The organism is Nocardiopsis codii, assembly GCF_036327455.1.
Lineage (GTDB): Bacteria > Actinomycetota > Actinomycetes > Streptosporangiales > Streptosporangiaceae > Nocardiopsis > Nocardiopsis codii.
In genome coordinates this window covers 92,236-111,145 of sequence record NZ_JAUZMY010000004.1, presented here as the reverse complement: position 1 = coordinate 111,145, position 18,910 = coordinate 92,236, and the positions used below count along the sequence as shown (strand labels likewise).

Sequence of the window (18,910 nt, the reverse complement as noted above, 5' to 3'; positions counted from 1 at the left end):
CGTCCCCTTCCGGCGGGAGCACCGGCCCGGTCGGCAGACCGGGTGTGCGGGCCACGTGTGCGGGGATCCCTCTAGTGGAAGTGGTGGCGCCAGTGGGTCGCACCGGACCCCGCCGAGCGCCTCCTCCCCCACGCGCCACCCCGGGGAATGCGGCCGCACACCCGGCCGTTGTGATCCGGGACGGCTCGCCGTCGGAAGGAGCACCGTGGAAGAGAGCACCTACGAGACCTACAACCGCGCGCGCATGTTCATGGAACTGGGCGACCCGATCTACGCGGCCCGCACCCTCGAACCCATCGTCGAGCACGAACCCGACAGCCGGTCGCTGCTGGAGCTCCTGGGGCGTGCCTACTTCCACTCCGCTCAGCTCAACAAGGCCGAGAGGACCTTCCGCAGGATCATCGAGCTGGACCCGGTGGACAACTGGGCGCACATCGCGCTCGCCCGCACGCTGGAGCGCCAGAGCCGCCACGACGAGGCGGCCACGTACAGGCGCATGTACTCGGTGATGTCCGGGGGTTCGCTGGACTGAGAGCGGCCTGCGCGCGACCCGGCCCGCCCCCGGCGCCGCGGACTCCGCCGGCGCAGGGGCCGCCGCCCGGGCGGTCGTACGTCCACGACCTGAGGCCGGACCCGCAAGGGCCCGGCCTCCCGCGCGCCGGGGTGCGGGAGGAACGGCGAACGCGGAAGGCTACCCTGCTGACCATGGCATCCTCACCAACCGGACCGGAACCGGACGACGCTCCACCGTGGGTCGACCGCTCCGACGACGGCACTCGCGCCTGGGTCGACGAGGCCGTGCGCAAGGTCGTGGCGGACGCGAACCGCTCGGCCGACACCCACCTGCACGTCTTCCCTCTGCCCCCGGAGTGGGGCATCGACCTGTACCTGAAGGACGAGTCGGTGCACCCCACCGGCAGCCTCAAGCACCGGCTGGCACGTTCGCTGTTCCTGTACGGGCTCGCCAACGGGTGGATCCGCGAGGACACCACCGTCGTGGAGGCCAGTTCGGGGTCCACCGCCGTGTCGGAGGCCTATTTCGCGCAGCTGATCGGGCTGGACTTCATCACGGTCATCCCCCGCAGGACCAGCCCGGAGAAGATCGCCCTCATCGAGCGGTACGGCGGCCGGTGCCACTTCGTGGACAGCCCTCCGGCGATGTACACCGAGGCGGAGCGGATCGCGGCGGAGAGCGGCGGCCACTACATGGACCAGTTCACCTACGCCGAGCGGGCCACCGACTGGCGGGGCAACAACAACATCGCCGAGTCGATCTTCGAGCAGCTCGGCATGGAGCGCTACCCCTGCCCGGACTGGATCGTGGTGGGGGCGGGCACCGGCGGAACGTCCGCGACCATCGGCCGGTTCCTGCGCTACCGGCGCCTGGACACCCGCCTGGCCGTGGTCGACCCGGAGAACTCGGCGTTCTTCCCCGGCTGGGTGAGCGGCGCCGCGGACTACGCCACGGGCATGCCGTCCCGGATCGAGGGCATCGGCCGCCCCCGCATGGAGCCGAGCTTCGTCCCCTCGGTGATCGACCTGATGATCCCGGTGCCCGACGCGGCGAGCATCGCCGCGATGCGGCAGCTGCACGACCACACCGGCCTGTCCGCGGGGGGATCCACGGGCACCAGCCTGTGGGGGGTGTGGCACCTCGTCGCCAGGATGCTCCGTGAGGGCCGCAGGGGCAGTGTGGTCACCCTGATCTGCGACGGCGGCGAACGCTACCAGCACAGCTACTACAACGACGCGTGGGTGGCGCAGAAGGGGCTGGACCCCGCCCCCTACCGGGCCGCCATCGACCGCTTCCTCGGAGAAGGCGTGTGGGAGCCCCCCGGCGCACCCTGAGGACGCGTGAGGGCCCGCACGGTGTGCGGGCCCTCACGCGGAGCCGACGGGGCCCGGGTCAGATGGTCAGATGTCGACGCGCGCGATGTCCAGCTCCTGTGCGCCCTGCTGGATGAACTTGCGCCGCGGCGCCACCTCGTTGCCCATCAGCAGGTTGAACACGGCCGCGGCCTCCTCGGCCTGCTCGACCCGGATCCGGCGCAGGGTCCGGTGGCGGGGGTCCATGGTGGTCTCCGCCAGCTGGTCCGCGTCCATCTCGCCCAGGCCCTTGTACCGCTGCACCGGCTCCTTCCAGCCGATCTTGCGCTTCTCCAGGTCCAGCAGGGTGCGCTGCAGCTCGGCGTCGGAGTAGGTGTAGATGTAGCGGTCCTCGGGCTTGGCGCCCCGCTTGCGCCGGACGTTGGTCAGCTCGATGCGGTGCAGCGGCGGCACCGCGGCGAACACCCGCCCGGCCTCCAGCATCGGCCGCATGTAGCGGTAGATGAGCGTGAGCAGCAGGCAGCGGATGTGCGCGCCGTCCACGTCCGCGTCGGCCATGAGGATCATCCGGCCGTAGCGCGCGGCGTCGATGTCGAAGGTCCGGCCCGACCCCGCGCCGATCACCTGGAGGATCGCGGCGCACTCGGCGTTCTTGAGCATGTCGGTGACCGACGACTTCTGCACGTTGAGGATCTTGCCCCGGATCGGCAGCAGTGCCTGGAACTCCGAGTTGCGCGCCAGCTTGGCGGTGCCCAGCGCGGAGTCCCCCTCGACGATGAAGAGCTCGCTGTGCTCCAGCCCCTCGCTGCGGCAGTCGACCAGCTTGGCGGGCAGCGCCGAGTTCTCCAGGGCGTTCTTGCGCCGCTGGGTCTCCCGTTGCTGACGGGCGGCCAGCCGCGCCTTGGCGGCGCCCACGACCTTCTCCAGGACCGTGCGGGCCTTGGCCTTCTCCAGCTTCTTGGTGGAGGTGAGGAACTCGCGCAGCTCCTTGCCGACCACCTGGGAGACGATGCGGGTCGCGGCGGAGGTGCCGAGGATCTCCTTGGTCTGGCCCTCGAACTGCGGTTCGGGCAGCCGGACGGTGACGACCGCCGTGAGCCCCTCCTGCGTGTCGTCCTTGGTGACGGGGTCGTCGCTGTTCTTGAGCAGCTTGGTGGCGCGCAGCTGGTCGTTGACGACCCGCACCAGCGCGCGCTCGAACCCGTTGATGTGCGTGCCGCCCTTGGGCGTGGCGATCACGTTGACGAAGGAGCGCACGGTCGTGTCGTAGCCGGTGCCCCAGCGCAGGGCGACGTCGACGTCGAGGCGGCGCTCGACGTCGGCGGGCACCATGTGCCCGGCGTCGTCCAGGACCGGGACGGTCTCGGTGAAGCTCCCGCTGCCCTGGATGCGCAGGACGTCGCTGACCGGGTCGTCCGGGGCCAGGAAGGTGCAGAACTCGCCGATGCCGCCGTCGAAGCGGAACTCCTCCTCGTGGGCGGGCTCCCCCTCGGCGCGCTCGTCGCGCACGGCGATGGTCAGTCCGGGGACGAGGAACGCGGTCTGGCGGGCCCGGTCGAGCAGGTTGTCGCGGGTGATCTCCGCGTCCTTGAGGAAGATCTGCATGTCCGGCCAGAACCGGATGCGGGTGCCGGTGGTCCTCTGGGCGACCTTGCGGACCTGGTCCAGCCCGGACGTGGGGGTGAACTCGGCGTCGGGGCCCGGACCGGCGAAGCGGCCGGGGATGCCCCGGCGGAAGCTCATCGCGTGGGTCCGGCCCTGGCGGTCCACCTCGACGTCGACCCGGGCGGACAGGGCGTTCACGACGGAGGCGCCGACGCCGTGCAGGCCGCCGGAGGCGGTGTAGGAGCCCGAGCCGAACTTGCCGCCCGCGTGGAGCTTGGTCATGACCAACTCCACACCGGACAGCCCGGACTTGGGCTCCAGGTCGACCGGGATACCGCGCCCGTCGTCACTGACCGCCACCGATCCGTCGGCGTGCAGTGTGACGTCGATCCGGCCGCAGAAGTCACCCAGGGCCTCGTCGACGGAGTTGTCGATGATCTCCCACATGCAGTGGGTGAGGCCGCGGCTGTCGGTGGACCCGATGTACATGCCCGGACGTTTGCGCACCGCCTCGAGACCTTCGAGGACCGACAGGTGCCGGGCTGAGTAGTCCCCCGGGTCGTGGACGGCTGCGGTCAAGGCGGTCACTCGGACATCTCCTGCGTTTCGAGGGCCATCGGGGTCTGATGCGGTGCGTGCCCTTTGTATCGCGCCGCACCGACGAAGGGGGGCCTGGCCACGGCGCGCCGGTCGCTTTCCCTCGCGCGCGGCGGGATGGGCGGGCATGCACCACTGGGGCGCCTACCGGCGTCGTCGCCGGGAGCGCACGGAGCGGGTTCCGCTGAAACAGGGTGGAGGGAGCACGGGTCCTGCCCCGCGCGAGACTACCACCTCTGGTGGATGCGACCTGGATACTCCCCTTTTCCGGGGATGCAGGCCCCTCCCGGGGGGTAGAACGGGAGTGAGAACAGTCGACCGGCAAGAAAGGGCCAAAGCGTTCCTTCCAGGCACCAACCAGACAGATTCCGCTGTCGGCGTACACGGCAGCTGGTTGGGAACGTCTGGGTCGGGTTAGATGTTGTCAGAGGTGACTAACGCCGAGTATTGAGGATGGCGAAGTGACTGGAACCCTTGCCCCCACCCAGCCGCTGACGGCTGCTGACCGTTGCGACCGCTGTGGTGCACAGGCTTACGTCCGGGTGCTGCTGAACTCCGGCGGCGAACTCCTGTTCTGCGCGCACCACATGCGCAAGCACGACGACTCTCTCCGAAAGATCGCTTCGGACATCCAGGACGAGACCGACAAGCTCACCGAGAGCAAGAACTCCACGGACGAGCGTTAGCCACACGAGCACAAGAGAACACGGCCTGACACCGACGGCGGCCCCTCCGGGGGCCGCCGTCCTCGTTGTGCGCGACCCCCGCCGCCCTCAGCCCAGGACCCGGTTGTGGTAGCGGGAGACGGGGCCGAACCCGGCGCTCCCGTACAGCCGCAGGGCCGGCTCGTTCCCCTCCACGACGCACAGGTAGGCGCTCCGGGCGCCCCTGTCGTGCGCCCAGCGCAGCAGGTCGGCGAGGAGGACGGAGGCCACCCCCCTGCCGCGCGCCTCGGGTGCGGTGACCATGGCGCAGATCCCGACCGACTCCCCGTCCACGACGGCGCAGCCCCGCCCCTCCCCCGCGGCAGCGACCCCGTAGGCGGTGTCGACCTGCCCGAGGATGCGCGTGACGGTGTCCGCCGTGCGCCCGTCCACCCCGGTGCGCCCGAAGAGGGCGGACCACCCGGGGGTGGGCCGGGTGGTGATCAGGGAGGATCCGTCGGCCTCCGGGCGCTCCCGCAGTTCGCGGGCGAGGACGAGGGTGGGCTCCACCACCGCGTAGCCGTGCTCCGCCAGCCTGGCGTCGGCGTCCTCCTCCCCCGGCCACACCTGCGCGCACGGCCGCACCCCGCGCTCGGTGTAGAAGGCGGTGACCTCGGCGACGTCCGCCCCGGGGTCCACGAGCAGCGCGGAGTTCGCCCGCTTGGTGACACCGTCCGCGAAGCCGAGGCGCCAGCCCCCGCGCGTCTCCACACCGAAAGCGGGCCAGTCCCGCGCCACCCGTGCCGCCCACTCGTGCATGTCCGCTCCCCGGAGTCCTCGTCGGCAGAAGCGGACGATGCTATCCGGGGGCCGCCCCTGCGGGTTCGCTGCCCCGGTGGCAACGGCACCCCCTGCGGACCCGGCGCCCGCCCCCGGACGGCCGCCGTGGAGGGGCGCCCCCGGTCACGCCCCGGAGGGGTGTCCCGCGGGCCGGGGCGAAGTCCGGCCCGGCCGCGCCCCGCGGGCGCAGCGGTGCGGCGGGAGGGGCCCGGCGGCCCCGGGATGACGGACGGGACGCGACCTGGCCGGCAGTCCCGTGTGCGTCGCCTTCGTCACCCTCGCCGTCGGGATCCCCCGAGCCCGCCCCGCGCCGCCGCACACGCCCTACCATGGGCGGGCACCCACCGCCCTCGCCCACCGGGGAGTCCGCACCATGCTCGTCCTGCTGCCGCCGTCCGAGGGCAAGGCCACCTCCGGGGAGGGGCCGCGCCTGGACACGGGCGCGCTCACCCTGCCGGAGCTCGCGCCCGCCCGTGAGCAGGTGGCGGAGGCTCTGACGGAGCTGTGCTCGGGGCCCGAGGACGTCGCCATGGACGTGCTGGGCCTGACCGTCAACCAGGCCGACGCGCTCAAGCGCAACCTGGACGTGGCGACCGCGCCGACGCTGCGCGCCGCCGAGCTGTACACGGGCGTCCTCTACGACCGGCTGGGGCTTCCCGACCTCCTCGGATCACCGGCCGCCGACCGCGTCCGCGAGCGGGTCCTGGTCTTCTCCGGCCTGTGGGGCGTCGTCGGACCCTCCGACCGGCTGCCCCCGTACCGGTTGTCCATGGGGGTGCGGCTCCCCCCGCTCGGCGGTCTGGGAGCCCACTGGCGCCGCGCCCTGGCGGGGCCGCTGGGCGGCCTCTCCGAGGGCCGGCTGCTGGTGGACTGCCGCTCGGCCTCCTACGCCGCCGCGTTCCGGCCGGCCGGGGAGGCCGCCGGGCGCACCGTGGCGGTGCGCGTACTGCGCGAGCGCGAGGTGGACGGGTCCGTCAAGCGCTCGGTGGTCAGCCACATGGCCAAGGCGACCCGGGGCGACATCGCCCGCGCCCTGCTCGTGGAGGGCGTGGACGCCGGCACCCCGGAGGAGCTGGTGTCGGCCCTGCGGGACCTGGGGCACACCGTGGAGCTGCCGCCCGCGGCACGGGCAGGGGCCTCCCGGGTCATGGACGTGGTCGTCCGCGACTGACGGCGGACGCGTGAGGCAGGAGTGACGCACAGTCACTCCCCGCGACATAACGACTCGGTATCGCAACTTTATGCCGCACCTACAGCGCGTGCGACACCATGGGCGGCGTCGGATGGACGACGAACACACCCCGGGACGCCGCACCGCACACGCGGGGAGGGGCGTTCCCGCCGGACGCCGAGGACACGCGGGGGTCGCCACGCCCGTGGGCCGACATGGCGCCGGAAGCCGTTGTGCCGCCCCGCACGTGGGCGGGGCGGCACAACGGACACACGGTCTGCTTCGGTCGGAACTACCCGGAGGACCTAGTCCAGGTAGTCGCGGAGCACCTGCGAACGCGACGGGTGACGGAGCTTCGACATCGTCTTGCTCTCGATCTGCCGGATGCGCTCACGGGTGACCCCGTAGACCTTGCCGATCTCGTCTAAAGTCTTCGGCTGGCCGTCGGTGAGCCCGAACCGCATGGAGACGACGCCGGCCTCGCGCTCGGACAGGGTGTCCAGCACCGAGTGCAGCTGCTCCTGGAGCAGGGTGAAGCTGACCGCCTCGCCCGGCTGGATCGCCTCGGAGTCCTCGATGAGGTCACCGAACTCGCTGTCGCCGTCCTCGCCCAGCGGGGTGTGCAGGGAGATCGGCTCGCGGCCGTACTTCTGCACCTCGACGACCTTCTCCGGGGTCATGTCGAGTTCCTTGGCCAGCTCCTCCGGGGTGGGCTCGCGGCCCAGGTCCTGGAGCATCTGGCGCTGGACACGGGCCAGCTTGTTGATGACCTCGACCATGTGCACCGGGATACGGATGGTGCGGGCCTGGTCGGCCATGGCGCGGGTGATCGCCTGACGGATCCACCACGTGGCGTAGGTCGAGAACTTGAAGCCCTTGGTGTAGTCGAACTTCTCCACGGCGCGGATCAGACCGAGGTTGCCCTCCTGGATCAGGTCCAGGAACAGCATGCCGCGGCCCGTGTAGCGCTTGGCGAGCGACACGACCAGCCGGAGGTTGGCCTCCAGCAGGTGCTTCTTGGCGCGGCCGCCGTCCTCGGCGATCCACTCCAGCTCGTCGCGCAGCTCGAAGGTGAGGATGTCGGCCTCGTCCGAGAGCTTCTCCTCGGCGAAGAGGCCGGCCTCGATCCGCTTGGCGAGCTCGACCTCCTGCTCGGCGTTGAGGAGCGGCACCTTGCCGATCTGCTTCAGGTAGTCCTTGACCGGGTCCGCGGTGGCTCCGGCGGCGACCACCTGGGCGGCGGGGGCGTCGTCGTCATCGTCGTAGAGGACGAAGGACTCGTCCTCCTTGTCAGGCTTGACCGGCGAGCCCACGGCCTCGGGCTTGGCCGGCTTGGCGTCCTTGTCGGACGGGTCCGGGGTGTCCGGGGTGTCCTCGACCAGCTCCAGCTCGGCGCCGGTGTGCTCCAGGTCGTCCAGGCCCTCGTCGTCGTCCTCGAACTCGCCGTCCGCGGCCAGTTCGAGGTCCTTCTTGCCCGCCTTCTTGGCGGTCGCGGCCTTCTTGGCGGCCGGACCCTTGGTCGCGGTCGTCTTCTTGGCCGCCGCGGCCTTCTTGGGGGCCGCCTTCTTGGCGGTCGCGGTCTTCTTCACCGCGCCCTTGCGGTCGGCACCGGGGGTGCCCTCCGCGGAGTCGACCACCGCGGTGACCGTCTCGGGCTGCTCGTGGGCGGCCGCGGCGCGCACGGGCTTGGCGGCCCGGCTCGTCGTGGTCGTCGTGGTGGACTTGGTCGAGGTGGACCGCGTGGTCGCCGTCTTGCGCCGCGGGGCCTTGCGCCGGGAGGAGGCCGACTCGGGGACGAGTACGGTCACACCCTCCTTGGCGAGGCTGCGGAGCACGGACTGCGCCTGCGACATCGGAATTTCGGCCTCTTCGAAGGCACGGCGCACGTCCTCGGGCTCAAGAAAGCCCTGGGACCGCCCACGCTCGATCAGCTGCTGAATGACGGGCTCTTGCAGTGACTCGGACTGCTTCGAGCGAGTCGAACTGGCAGATGACACAAACACCTCTCGAACGGACGTGTGGCGAGATTGTCGGACCCAATGGTCCGCCCGGTCGGGACCGGGCACGACACCCTCTCCCACCTGCGGCCTGGGATCGTCCCCACTGGGGCGGGGAAGCCGTTTGTCTTTCAAGCGTATGCGCTCCCGGAGGTCTTCCCCGTGGGGGACCACCTCCGCTTCGCGGGGCGGAACGGCTTCTTCACTGTAGGCAAGGCAATGGACTTGTTCGTACGGTCTACCGCTCCGACACGGAATCGATCACCGGAAGCTGGACGGCGAGCAGAGTGACGTCATCGTCCTGCTCATACCCATCGAGCATGCTCTCAACAAGGTACTCCAGCATCTGCTGTGGATCGCCCACCACCTCCGGAGGAGCCGACGCCGCCACGCTGACGAGCTCGTCGAGTCCGGAGTCGACGGACCGTTTGCGGTTCTCAACCAGTCCATCGGAGTACAGGGCGACGGTGTTACCGGGTTGCACGAAGAATTTGTGGTGGCCTCGTGGCGAGCTGATCCCGAGCGGTGTGTCGGGTTCGGTGTCGAGCAGTGACGGCCCGGCGTTGCCCGCCACGACCAGCGGCGGGAGGTGTCCCGCGTTGCTGAGGTCGAGCTGGCCGGTGACCGGGTCCAGGACGAAGTAGACCAGTGTGGTGACCTGGTCCATACCCTCCGTCGCGGTGAACATGCGGTCCAGCCCCGCCAGGACGTCGGCGGGCTCCGGCATGGAGAACGCCAGTGCCCGCAACGCGTTCCGGATGCGACTCATTCCCGCCGCTGCCGGAATCCCCTTTCCCATGACGTCGCCGAGCACTCCGGCCACGCGCCCGTCGGGCAGCGGGAAGGCGTCGTACCAGTCGCCCCCGACCTGCACGTTCTGGGAGCCGGACCGGTAGTAGGCGGCGAGCCGCACACCCCGGACCTCGGGGAGCTCCTCCGGCAGCAGGCTGCGCTGGAGCTCCTCGGCGGTGTTGTGCTCCTGCTCGTAGAGGGTGGCGCGGCCGATGGCGAGCGCGCACTGCCCCGCCAGGGCCTCCAGGAACACGCGTTCCTCGTCGGTGACCTCGCGGGGCGCGGAGAAGGCGAGGCGGAGCGCGCCGATGGGACGCCCGGCGACCATCATCGGCAGCGCCACCCAGGCGCGCTCGTGCGTGGACCGGACGAGTTCGGCGGCCATGGGCGCGTCGTCGAGCAGCACCGCGAGCTCGGCCGGGTTGGCGGCCAGGCGCGGCTGGCCGTCGGCGACCGCCTTGGCGGCGATGTCCGGGTGGTCCAGGGGGAACGCGGGTCTGGGCAGGGGGTGCTCCTGCGCGGCGGCCATGGTGTGCAGCCGCAGGCGGTGGCGGTCGAGCAGGACCACACAGGTGTGGTCGGCTCCCACTCCGGAGCGGCCGATCTCCGACATCGCGTTGACGACCTCGGCGGCCGTGAGCGCCTCGGCGAGGTCGGAGGTGGCCTTCTGGAGGCGGGCGGTCCGCATGGCCGCCTCGCTGAGCTGCTGGTTGAGGCGCTGGCGGAGTTCGTCCGCCTCGCGTTCGGTGGTGATGTCGACGAGGGTGCCGACCCACTCGGCCGTCTCGGTGCCGTCCATGATCGGGTTGGCCCGCGCCCGGTAGTGGCTGTAGCCGCCGGAGCGGGTGCGCACACGGAACATGGCGTCGAAGGGCGTGATGTCGAGGACCGCGTCGTCCCAGGCGCGCTCGACGCGGGGACGGTCGTCGGGGTGGAGCGCGTCGAGCCAGCCGCGGCCGAGGTAGCGGTCGAGCTCCTGCCCGGTGATGGCCCTCCACTGGGGGCAGTCCTCGTGGATGTCGCCCCCGGCCCCCGCGGCCCAGACGATCTGGTTGCCCGCCTGGAGCAGTGCCCGCAGCCGCTGCTCGTCGCGGCGGGTGGTGCCGCCGTCGTGCGCGGCGATGAGGGCGACGTGCTCGTCGCCGGTGCCGGGGTCGGTGACGGGGAACCAGGTGAGGTCCCAGACCTGCCCGGAGGGCGTGCGGTGGCGGTCGCGGATCGCGAGCCCGCTCTCGCGCACACCGGCCAGCGAGGCGCGGTGGCCCGCGGCGGCGACCTGGTCGCCGCTCTCCTCCAGCAGGTCGTCGGGCGTCCGGCCGAGGCACTCGGCGGGGGTGCGCCCGAGGAGGACGGCCAGCCGCTGGTTGATCGTGCCGAAGACGTCGTCGGGACCGAGGAGGGCGAATCCGATCGGGGAGTCGGTGAGAAGGGATATCACCGCGTCGGGGAGTTGCGCCCTGCTGAGTCTGGATGGGGGAATGGACGTCTCGGCGCTCAACTGCTCGACACCTCCGGAACCGTCGGATTCCCCACTCGTTTTCCGCTGGGGGTTCTGCCTTGACCGCGTGGCCTCCGTCGACCGGGCGGGCCGTCCACGTGGTGAAACCGGAGGGTGCGGCGCCGAGGGCGATCGGGGGCTCCGCGGCTCCCGGGAGTCACGCTCCATGACTCCTCTCGGCCGCTGTCACGGCTAAGCATAAGACACACCCGTCCGCGCGCAACGGCCGTCGCACCGGGGGGCCGCCCGTGGGGACGGAAGGTAAATGGTAGGCCACCCAGAGGTCCGGACACGGCGGACCGGCGGTTTTCCCGGCGTGTTTTCCCACAATTACCGGCGATGGGCGATGGTGGCTGGTTTGGCGGCGTCACCCCGAAACGCGAATGTTATATGCCCGATACACCCCTTTTGCTGCTTCGACCTGCGGTAACTGTGGGACCCGGGTAAACAGTGCATCCCCGAGGTTTTATCAACCGCGTGCCTTGAGAGGGGTTGACAGTCCGTCAAGAACAAGTGGAATGGGTGAAGGTCACCGTCCAGGCCATCTTCAGCTAGGGGTGTGAGCGAGAATGCTCCAGACCTTCCCGGTCCAGGATCTCAGACGGATCTCGGCACGGCTCCATGACGAGTTCAGCGGCTTGTCCCACCGCTCCGTCGAACGCTGCGTCAGTGACACCTGGCAGTGCGTCGAACACCTGGGCATCACGGTCACGCCCCACCTGGTGGAGCGGGTCGCCCGCGAGCACCTGGAGGCGATGGTGAACTCGGTGCCGCCCTCCCAGGCCCTCCGGGCGACACCGCGCAGGTCGGGCACCACGCTCTTCACCGGTCACCGCGCGGTCCCGCGGCCGGGCTGAACCCCTCCCCGGACGACGGTCCGGACGCCGCGCCCCGAGGGCAGCGGCGCTTCACGCGTGTCCGGGACCGTGCGGGCCGGGTCGGGACGACCGGATCGCGTCGACGGGAGCCCCACGCCCGGGGCTGTCATACGCTCGGACGGTGCCCTCCCCTACACCTCCCACGCCCACAGGTCCGGAACCGGTGCCCGGCGCCGTCTTCGACGAGATGCTGCGCGCCTCCCGGGCGATGCTCGCCATGCGCCATCCGCTCGACGCCGAGCTGGCGTTCAGCGAACTGCTCGGCAGCTGGTGGGGCGAGCGGGTCCCGGGCATGGACGTCGAGCGGCTGCTCGGCGAGGGCCTGATCGCGCACGCCACAGCCTCGGGCAAGCCCGCGGGACTGGGCGTGCTGGCGGCGATCACCGCCCTGGGCACGTCGTCCGGCCAGCGGAGCCTGGCCGAGCAGGGGGTGATCGCCCTCCAGGAGCGCGGCCTCCAGGTGCCCCGATGGGCCTCCCAGCTGGGCGCGGTCAGCCCGGTCGCCGCCTACGTCAACAGCGACCAGTTCGGCGACACGGATGACGTGGTGTGCGTGTTCAGCCGCGACGGGGCCGGCTCCGACGGAGCCGGGGCTCTCCCGCCCGAGCACGCCCTGATCCTGGTCCTCGACCACAACGGCGGCGGCGTCCTGCGCGACGCGTGGGTCACCACCAAGGTCGGACAGCTGCTCGACCGCTGCCGGGAACGGGCCGAGTCGGACGAGTTCGCCCGGTTCTCCCAGGTGGAGCTGACGGCGGCGCGGGCCATGCTGTCCCGTGCGCTGGACCGCACGGAGCAGATGGTGGCCGGGGCGTCGTCCGACAGGGCCTCGGGGCCGACCGTCGAGCCGATCGGCCTGACCGTCTCCGACCTGACCGGGGGCTCCCTGGCCGCGCACTTCGCGCTGGCCAACGCCCGGGTGCGCACGCTTCCCGGTCCGCCCGACGGCGTCGACGCCTCACCCGTCCCGGTGTGGCGGCGCGACCGGCGCGCCGTGCTCGCCGCCCGCTTCCTCGCCTCGGACGAGGCGGCGGAGCTCTCCGACTCCTACGCGGCGAGCCGCTGCGCCGACCACATCATCGCTCACGGCTGCGACGTGGACAGCGGTCGGCCGATGCGGATCAGCCCGCGCAAGGTGGAGTCCTTCCTGCTGCACTGGCTGCCCGGGCGCGTGGTGCTGCTGCCCGAGGAACAGGAGGCCATGCCGCACGTGCTCGCCGCGTGGGTGCGCTGGGCGGGCGCCCAGGGCGGGCTTCCGGACGTGGCGGTGGGCGCGACGCTGGACGCGGTGTGGGAGTCCACCGCGGAGTTCGCCCGGGTCTACCGCGACCCGGCGCGCCCCCTCGGGCTGCGCCAGGAGGCGGTGCGCCGGCTGATGCCGGACGGGGACTTCGCGTCGCTGGCCCGGCGGATGTTCGCGTTCCCCCTGCTGGCGAGCGAGATGGTGACGTGGGCGCCGGAGGAGTTCGACCCGGACACTTCGCGGGGGCGGCGGGCCCTGCTGCGTCTGGACCACTACGGCGAGTACGAGGCCGCCACCCCGCACAGCGGCCGGCACTCCAGCGGCCGGGACCGGTGGTACCGGCCGGTCACCGGAGACGACCCCGAGCGGGAGCTGGAGCTGGACCGCCACGAGCGCCTGGCCAGGCGGCTGTGGCACGGGCGGCCCGCCAACCTGTGGGCGGCGGCGCGGCGGATGCTGGACCGCGGCGCGGCCCGCCCCGTCGTGCTGGCCGCGCTGGGCGAGGTCCTGGACTCGGCGACCTCCGAGAGCGACCTGCGCCGCCGGCTGGACTCCCTGTAGGACCGCCGGCCCGTCCGCGCCCTCCGGGGCCGGGCCCCGTCGCGGCCCCGGAGGGTCCGCGCTACAGGAGCATGCGCTCCCGGAGCAGCTCCACGGTGCCGCCGGACACCTTGAGGCCGTCGACGACGTAGTTGTCGAAGGACCCGTACACCTCGTCGATGTGGCCGAACGAGGTCTCCAGGTACTCGGCGCGGACCCGGGTCATGGGGACGACCTCGTCCCAGGGAAGGCCGCTCTTCTCGGACAGCAGCCGCATCCACTTGTCGGTGTTGGCCTGCCGGTCGTTGCTGGCCAGGTAGTCGGTGACCACGGTCGCACGGTCCACCCCCAGCAGGCCGAGCAGCAGGGCGGCGCCCCAGCCGGTGCGGTCCTTGCCCGCGCTGCAGTGGAAGACCAGTGCGGTCGGGCCCTTGGCGGCCCGATCGACCAGGTCGCGGTAGCCGGTGAGCGCCTCGGCGTCCGTGACCAGCTCGCGGTAGACGCCGTGCATGAAGCGGTCGGCGGCGCCGTCGGCGAACATGCGCCGGGCGACCTCGGGGTCGGCGAGCGCGGCGGAGAAGTTGGCGCCCGCCGCCTCCGGGTTCTGCACGGACACGGCGGTGTACGCGGCGCCCTCCGGCGTGATGTCGGGCAGGCTCTCCCGTTCGTGGGGGGTGCGCAGGTCCACCAGCTGCCGGATACCCAGGCCGTTGTAGACCTCCACCTCCTCCTCGGAGATCGAGTGGAGGGCGTCGGACCGGTACAGCAGGCCGTGGCGGACCGTGCGTCCGGCGGCGGTGCGGAGCCCGCCCAGGTCGCGGAAGTTGGGGGCACTGGAGAGGATGAAACCGTCATTCGTCACGCTCGTGACGATACCCACCCGCCCCGGTGCCCCGTCAGCCCGCATCCGGCCTTGCGCGGGAGGCGGTCACCGCCCTCCGCGCATGGCGGTGATCTCCTCGCCCGCCTCCTTGACGTCCTTGGCGGTGTCCACGCCGCGCCAGAACCCGTCGATCCTGTACGCGGTCAGACGCCCCTCCGCGGCCAGGTCGGGGAAGGTGGAGGACTCGTGGTCCCCCTTGGCCGGCAGCAGCGGGGTGATGCCCGGCTCGAACAGGTACACGCCGGCGTTGATCCACACCGGCAGGAGGGGGCTCTGGGTGAACCCCTCGATCCTGTCCTGGTCGTCCACGTCCACGATGCCCCAGGTCGTGCGGAACTGGGAGAGGGCGAGGGTGGCCAGGCCGTCCTTCGCGCGGTGGTGGGCGGTCAGCTCGTCCAGCGGGAACCAGGTCAGCACGTCGCCGTTGAGCGCGAAGTAGGGGGCGGTCCGGTCGCGCAGGCCGGTCGCGGCGTAGCGCAGGGCGCCGCCGCGCCCCAGCGGCTCGTCCTCGACCAGGAGCGACACCTCGGCCCCTCCCTCACGGGCCGCGAGGTGCTCGCGCAGGACCTCGGCCTTGTAGCCGCAGGACACCACGACCTGCTCGACGCCGTGGCCTTCCAGCCACTCCAGCTGGTAGTCGATGATGGGCCGTCCGGCCACCTCCACCATCGCCTTGGGGCGGGTGTCGGTGTAGGGCCGCAACCGGGTGGCCTGCCCACCGGCGAGGATGAGCGCCTGGGTGACGGGGGACGTGGATGATGAGGGTGCAGCGGTCATGCGTCGGACACTAGCAGCACGCCTGTGACGGGTTCCGGGCGTTCCGGGCCGGGCCCGGAGGCCCCTCCTAGGACTGCTGGGTGGCCTCCGCGTAGGCCTTGCGGACGTCCGCGCTCGTGACGAGGGTGAGCTCGATGGCCGTGGCGTTCTCCCCCATCTCCTGGGAGACCCGCAGGTCCCGGTGGGAGCACGCCTTCTCGAACAGGGAGCGCGCGAAGCGCCCGTTGCCGAGGTCGTCGATCCACCCGGCCTCGCACACGTGCCCGAAGATGCTCCGCAGGTCCTCGCGGGCGGTGTCGTCGAAGGTGTCGCCGGTACGGGCGGCCACCGCCTCGGCGATCTCGGTGAGCTCGTCCGCGCTGTAGGACGGGAAGCGCACCCGTACGTTGAACCTGGACGACAGCCCGGCGTTGGAGGCCAGGAAGCGCTCCATCTCGGCCGGGTATCCGGCGAGCACCACCACGAGCCGGGAGCGGTCGTCCTCCGCGCGCTTGAGCAGGGTCTGGATGGCTTCGGCCCCGAAGGCGTCCCCGCCGCTGTACCCGGGGTTGACCAGGGAGTACGCCTCGTCCACGAACAGCACCCCGCCCAGGGCCCGGTCCACGAGCCGGTTGGTCTTGACGGCGGTCGCCCCCAGGTGCTCCCCCACCAGGTCGGCACGCTGGGCCTCGACCACGTCGGCACGGCCGAGCAGGCCGAGGGCGGAGAACACACGGCCGAGCACCCGGGCGACCGTGGTCTTGCCGGTGCCGGGCGGACCCGAGAACACGAAGTGCCGCATGGGCGCCTGGTTGAGCAGGCCCTGCTCCTCGCGGAGCTTGGCCACGCGCAGCTGGGCCACGATGGAGCGGACCTGCTGCTTGACCGGTTCCAGCCCGATCATGGCGTCCAGTTCGGCCAGGGCCTCCTCGATGCCGGGCGAGGCGCCGAACCCCGGCAGGCGGGAGGTCAGCTCGGCGTGGGCGGCCTCGACGTCGACGGCCCGGACCGTGATGAGGTCCTCCGCCTCGGGACGCGGCGCGGGCGTGCCACCGTCCACGCCGGTGGTGACCACGCGCACGTCCCGGGCCTGGGCCGCCTTCTCGACCACCGAGCGGGCGAACCGGCCGTTGCCGAGGTCGTCGACGACCTCGCGCTGGACCACCTGGTCGAATCTTCGCCGGAGAGCGCGTCCCGCGTCGGCCTCGAGGGTGTCGCCGCGCTGGTGGACGAGGGACTCGGCGATGCGGAAGAGCTCGTCCGCGGAGTAGCTCGGAAAGGTGATCCGGGTGGCGAAGCGGGAGGCCAGGCCGGGGTTGGAGGCCAGGAAGGCGTCCATCTCCTTCTCGTACCCGGCGAGGACGACGACGAGCTGGTCGCGGTCGTCCTCCGCGCGCTTGAGCAGGGTCTGCACGGCCTCGTTGCCGAACCGGTCGGACTGGCCGTCGCCCTCGTTGACCAGGGAGTACGCCTCGTCGATGAACAGGACGCCGCCGAGGGCCCGGTCGATGAGCTCGTTGGTCTTGATGGCGGTGGCGCCCAAGTACTCCCCCACCAGGTCGGCGCGCTGGGCCTCGACCACGCGGGAGGTGGGCAGCAGGCCGAAGGAGTGGAAGATCGTGGCCAGGGTGCGGGCGACGCTGGTCTTGCCCGTACCGGGAGGCCCGGAGAAGACCAGGTGGCGCAGCGGGCGTTCGACGGGGAACCCGGCGTCGGCCCGCAGCCGGGCGGCCTCGATGGAGGCCGCGATACCGCGGACCTGCTGTTTGACCGGGTCGAGACCGATCATGTCCTCCAGTTCGGCCAGGGCCTGGTCGACGGGGACGGGCTCGTCGTCGGGCGCGCCGCCGCCGTTCGCACGGGTGGCGCCGGAACCGGTGTCGGAGCGGCCCCGCAGTGGCTGGGGGCGGCCCCTGCGGTCCGCGCCGCCGCTCCCGGAGGTGCGGTCGGACCTGTTCTTTCCGCCGGGCCGGGACACGGGCATGGACGAGGCGTTCTCACGCCGGTTGGCCTCGCTCTCCCTGGTGATCTGGCGGGAGGCGGAGAGGCGCCACAGCAGGCACGCGCCGGCGGCGGCGTACAGCGCGCCGATGCCCCAGGAGGCGGAGAAGGGGTCGATGACCATCCCCGCCAGGGCCACGGAGAACCCGGCGATCAGCCCGGCGGTGAGCGAGAGCACGGCGGTGTGCCAGGCGGGGAACTCCCTGGCCCGTCCGGCGGCCAGGACGACGAGCAGTGGCAGCGGCAGGACCAGCAGCGTGACGGGTTCGCCCGTGAGGGGGATCTGGAAGAGGGGCACCGCCACCGCGAGCCACACGACGCACACGACGACGGCGAGGAAGGCGTCGAGGGACCGCATGAGCGCGGCGAACGCCATCAGCAGGACGAGGGTCGCGCTGAGCACTCCGAGGACGGGGACGCCGGCGACCAGGGCCGTGACGGCGACGACCGTGACCAGGACCAGTGCGGCCACGAGCCGCCTGGCCGGGGGGACGCCGTGGTAGAGCGCGCGCAGGCGGTCGAGTCCCGAGGCGCCTCCCGGCTCCGCGGCGGCGGTGGAGCGCATCTCGCGCGTCATCCGTGCCCCTTCCTGCGTGGGGGTCCGTGGGCGGTCGGTTCTCCTGGCCGTGGAGGGCGGGGCCGGTTGGAGTCGGGGGGCCGACGTCCACAGCCAAAGCCTTGCCCCAAGTGGGGCGGATGTCCAGTGCGGTGCGGCGTGTCGTGTGCGCCGTGCCCCTGCCCGCCGTCACACGAGGCGCGGGTGGGGCGGGGCCTCCCCCGCCCGGTCGGCGGTCTCAGAGGAGGGGGATCTGTCCTCCCGGGGCGGGCCGGATCCGGCGCAGGTGCCTCCAGCGGGGCAGGTCGTCCAGGTAGGCCCAGCTCATGCGGTGGTGCGGTGTCGGCCCGGACTCGGCGAGCGTGGCCCGGTGCACGGGAGAGGGGTAGCCGGCGGCCCGCTCGAACCCGTACCCGGGGTGGTCGGCGGCGAGGTCCGCCATGAGGGCGTCGCGGTGGACCTTGGCCAGGATCGCGGCGGCGGCGACGCTGACGCAGGTGAGATCGCCCTTGACCTGGGTGCGTACCCGCCAGGGGCGGCCGATGAAGTCGTGCCTGCCGTCGAGGACGACGGCGTCGGGGCGCGGGGTGAGGGCGTCCAGCGCGCGGCGGGAGGCCCGGTGCAGGGCCTCGGTCATGCCGACCTCGTCGATCTCCTCGGGCGCGGACCAGCCGAACGCGTGGTCGGCGACCCAGGGCCGGAGCTGCTCGGCGAGTTCCGTGCGGCGCTTGGGGGTGAGGCGTTTGGAGTCGGTCAGCCCCGCGGGGGGCTCTCCCTCGCCCGGGACGGCGGCGCAGACGAGGAGGGGCCCGGCCCAGGCGCCCCGGCCCACCTCGTCCACCCCGGCGACCACCCGCGCCCCGAGGGAGCGGAGCTCGTTCTCGACCTCGAACGTCGGGGCGGCGGGCGGCGTCGTGGCTGTCTTGGAAGTCGTCGGCACCCTCCCACCCTAGGACGGGACCGACTCCTCCCGTACCCGTTCCCGGGAGGGAGGGGCGGCCGCGGGGCGGTGACGAGCACGGCGGCGCCGATGTTCCGTCCGCCGTGCGAGCCCCGGCCCGTGGACACCGGTGCGGCCGGCC

Annotated in this window: 14 protein-coding genes; 6 read left to right on the top strand and 8 right to left on the bottom strand. The window is 72.1% G+C overall.

Going from position 1 to position 18,910, the window contains the following annotated elements; all coding sequences use genetic code 11:
* Positions 1 to 205 precede the first annotated feature (205 nt).
* Together Q8791_RS05810 and cds1 are read left to right on the top strand one after the other, a co-directional pair.
* On the top strand, positions 206 to 532 hold the full coding sequence (locus tag Q8791_RS05810; protein WP_330090538.1) for a tetratricopeptide repeat protein: 327 nt from the start codon (positions 206 to 208) through the stop codon (positions 530 to 532).
* A gap of 173 nt (positions 533 to 705) precedes the next feature.
* Positions 706 to 1,848 (top strand): L-cysteine desulfhydrase Cds1, encoded by a 1,143-nt coding sequence (gene cds1, locus Q8791_RS05805; RefSeq protein ID WP_330090537.1) that lies wholly within the window; start codon positions 706 to 708, stop codon positions 1,846 to 1,848.
* Positions 1,849 to 1,914: 66 nt separating this feature from the next.
* On the opposite strand, the gene Q8791_RS05800 is transcribed toward cds1, so the two are convergent.
* A complete protein-coding gene (locus Q8791_RS05800; protein WP_330090536.1) occupies positions 1,915 to 4,020 on the bottom strand; it encodes a DNA gyrase/topoisomerase IV subunit B in 2,106 nt (701 codons plus the stop codon).
* A 470-nt stretch (positions 4,021 to 4,490) separates the two neighbouring features.
* On the opposite strand from Q8791_RS05800, the gene Q8791_RS05795 reads away from it, so the two are divergent.
* Positions 4,491 to 4,715 carry a DUF7455 domain-containing protein gene (locus Q8791_RS05795; RefSeq protein ID WP_330090535.1) on the top strand — a complete coding sequence of 75 codons (225 nt, stop codon included), beginning with the start codon at positions 4,491 to 4,493 and terminating at the stop codon, positions 4,713 to 4,715.
* Between the two features lie 87 nt (positions 4,716 to 4,802).
* Here the strand turns inward: Q8791_RS05795 and Q8791_RS05790 are convergent, their stop codons facing one another.
* Positions 4,803 to 5,492 (bottom strand): GNAT family N-acetyltransferase, encoded by a 690-nt coding sequence (locus tag Q8791_RS05790; protein WP_330090534.1) that lies wholly within the window; start codon positions 5,490 to 5,492, stop codon positions 4,803 to 4,805.
* Between the two features lie 394 nt (positions 5,493 to 5,886).
* Between Q8791_RS05790 and yaaA the strand changes: the two genes are divergently transcribed.
* Positions 5,887 to 6,684, top strand: coding sequence for a peroxide stress protein YaaA (gene yaaA, locus Q8791_RS05785; protein WP_330090533.1), 798 nt, complete (start codon positions 5,887 to 5,889; stop codon positions 6,682 to 6,684).
* A 305-nt stretch (positions 6,685 to 6,989) separates the two neighbouring features.
* Here the strand turns inward: yaaA and Q8791_RS05780 are convergent, their stop codons facing one another.
* Together Q8791_RS05780 and Q8791_RS05775 are read right to left on the bottom strand one after the other, a co-directional pair.
* Positions 6,990 to 8,681 carry an RNA polymerase sigma factor gene (locus Q8791_RS05780; RefSeq protein ID WP_330090532.1) on the bottom strand — a complete coding sequence of 564 codons (1,692 nt, stop codon included), beginning with the start codon at positions 8,679 to 8,681 and terminating at the stop codon, positions 6,990 to 6,992.
* A 238-nt stretch (positions 8,682 to 8,919) separates the two neighbouring features.
* Positions 8,920 to 10,971, bottom strand: coding sequence for a SpoIIE family protein phosphatase (locus Q8791_RS05775; RefSeq protein ID WP_330090531.1), 2,052 nt, complete (start codon positions 10,969 to 10,971; stop codon positions 8,920 to 8,922).
* A gap of 569 nt (positions 10,972 to 11,540) precedes the next feature.
* On the opposite strand from Q8791_RS05775, the gene Q8791_RS05770 reads away from it, so the two are divergent.
* A complete protein-coding gene (locus tag Q8791_RS05770; RefSeq protein ID WP_330090530.1) occupies positions 11,541 to 11,828 on the top strand; it encodes a three-helix bundle dimerization domain-containing protein in 288 nt (95 codons plus the stop codon).
* A gap of 208 nt (positions 11,829 to 12,036) precedes the next feature.
* Complete coding sequence (locus Q8791_RS05765) at positions 12,037 to 13,653, top strand: hypothetical protein (protein WP_330090670.1); 1,617 nt, start codon at positions 12,037 to 12,039, stop codon at positions 13,651 to 13,653.
* 61 nt (positions 13,654 to 13,714) lie between these two features.
* Here Q8791_RS05765 and Q8791_RS05760 read toward each other — a convergent pair whose 3' ends face one another.
* From Q8791_RS05760 to Q8791_RS05745, 4 genes are all read right to left on the bottom strand, one after another.
* Positions 13,715 to 14,512, bottom strand: a complete 798-nt coding sequence (locus Q8791_RS05760; protein ID WP_330090529.1) for a tyrosine-protein phosphatase — start codon at positions 14,510 to 14,512, stop codon at positions 13,715 to 13,717.
* Positions 14,513 to 14,560: 48 nt separating this feature from the next.
* Positions 14,561 to 15,292, bottom strand: coding sequence for a nucleotidyltransferase family protein (locus Q8791_RS05755; RefSeq protein ID WP_330090528.1), 732 nt, complete (start codon positions 15,290 to 15,292; stop codon positions 14,561 to 14,563).
* Between the two features lie 67 nt (positions 15,293 to 15,359).
* Entirely contained in the window at positions 15,360 to 17,849 is a 2,490-nt protein-coding gene (locus Q8791_RS05750) for an AAA family ATPase (protein WP_330090527.1), read from the bottom strand.
* A gap of 217 nt (positions 17,850 to 18,066) precedes the next feature.
* The gene (locus Q8791_RS05745) at positions 18,067 to 18,768 is read right to left on the bottom strand and encodes a ribonuclease HII (protein ID WP_330090526.1); all 702 of its coding nucleotides are present in this window, start codon (positions 18,766 to 18,768) and stop codon (positions 18,067 to 18,069) included.
* Positions 18,769 to 18,910: the final 142 nt, after the last annotated feature.

Bases quoted from the DNA above. Each gene is read 5' to 3' on its own strand.
- cds1 (WP_330090537.1), top strand. From the start codon at position 706: ATGGCATCCTCACCAACCGGACCGGAACCGGACGACGCTCCACCGTGG.
- Q8791_RS05755 (WP_330090528.1), bottom strand. From the start codon at position 15,292: ATGACCGCTGCACCCTCATCATCCACGTCCCCCGTCACCCAGGCGCTC.
- Q8791_RS05770 (WP_330090530.1), top strand. From the start codon at position 11,541: ATGCTCCAGACCTTCCCGGTCCAGGATCTCAGACGGATCTCGGCACGG.
- Q8791_RS05790 (WP_330090534.1), bottom strand. From the start codon at position 5,492: ATGCACGAGTGGGCGGCACGGGTGGCGCGGGACTGGCCCGCTTTCGGT.
- Q8791_RS05765 (WP_330090670.1), top strand. From the start codon at position 12,037: ATGCTGCGCGCCTCCCGGGCGATGCTCGCCATGCGCCATCCGCTCGAC.
- Q8791_RS05750 (WP_330090527.1), bottom strand. From the start codon at position 17,849: ATGACGCGCGAGATGCGCTCCACCGCCGCCGCGGAGCCGGGAGGCGCC.
- yaaA (WP_330090533.1), top strand. From the start codon at position 5,887: ATGCTCGTCCTGCTGCCGCCGTCCGAGGGCAAGGCCACCTCCGGGGAG.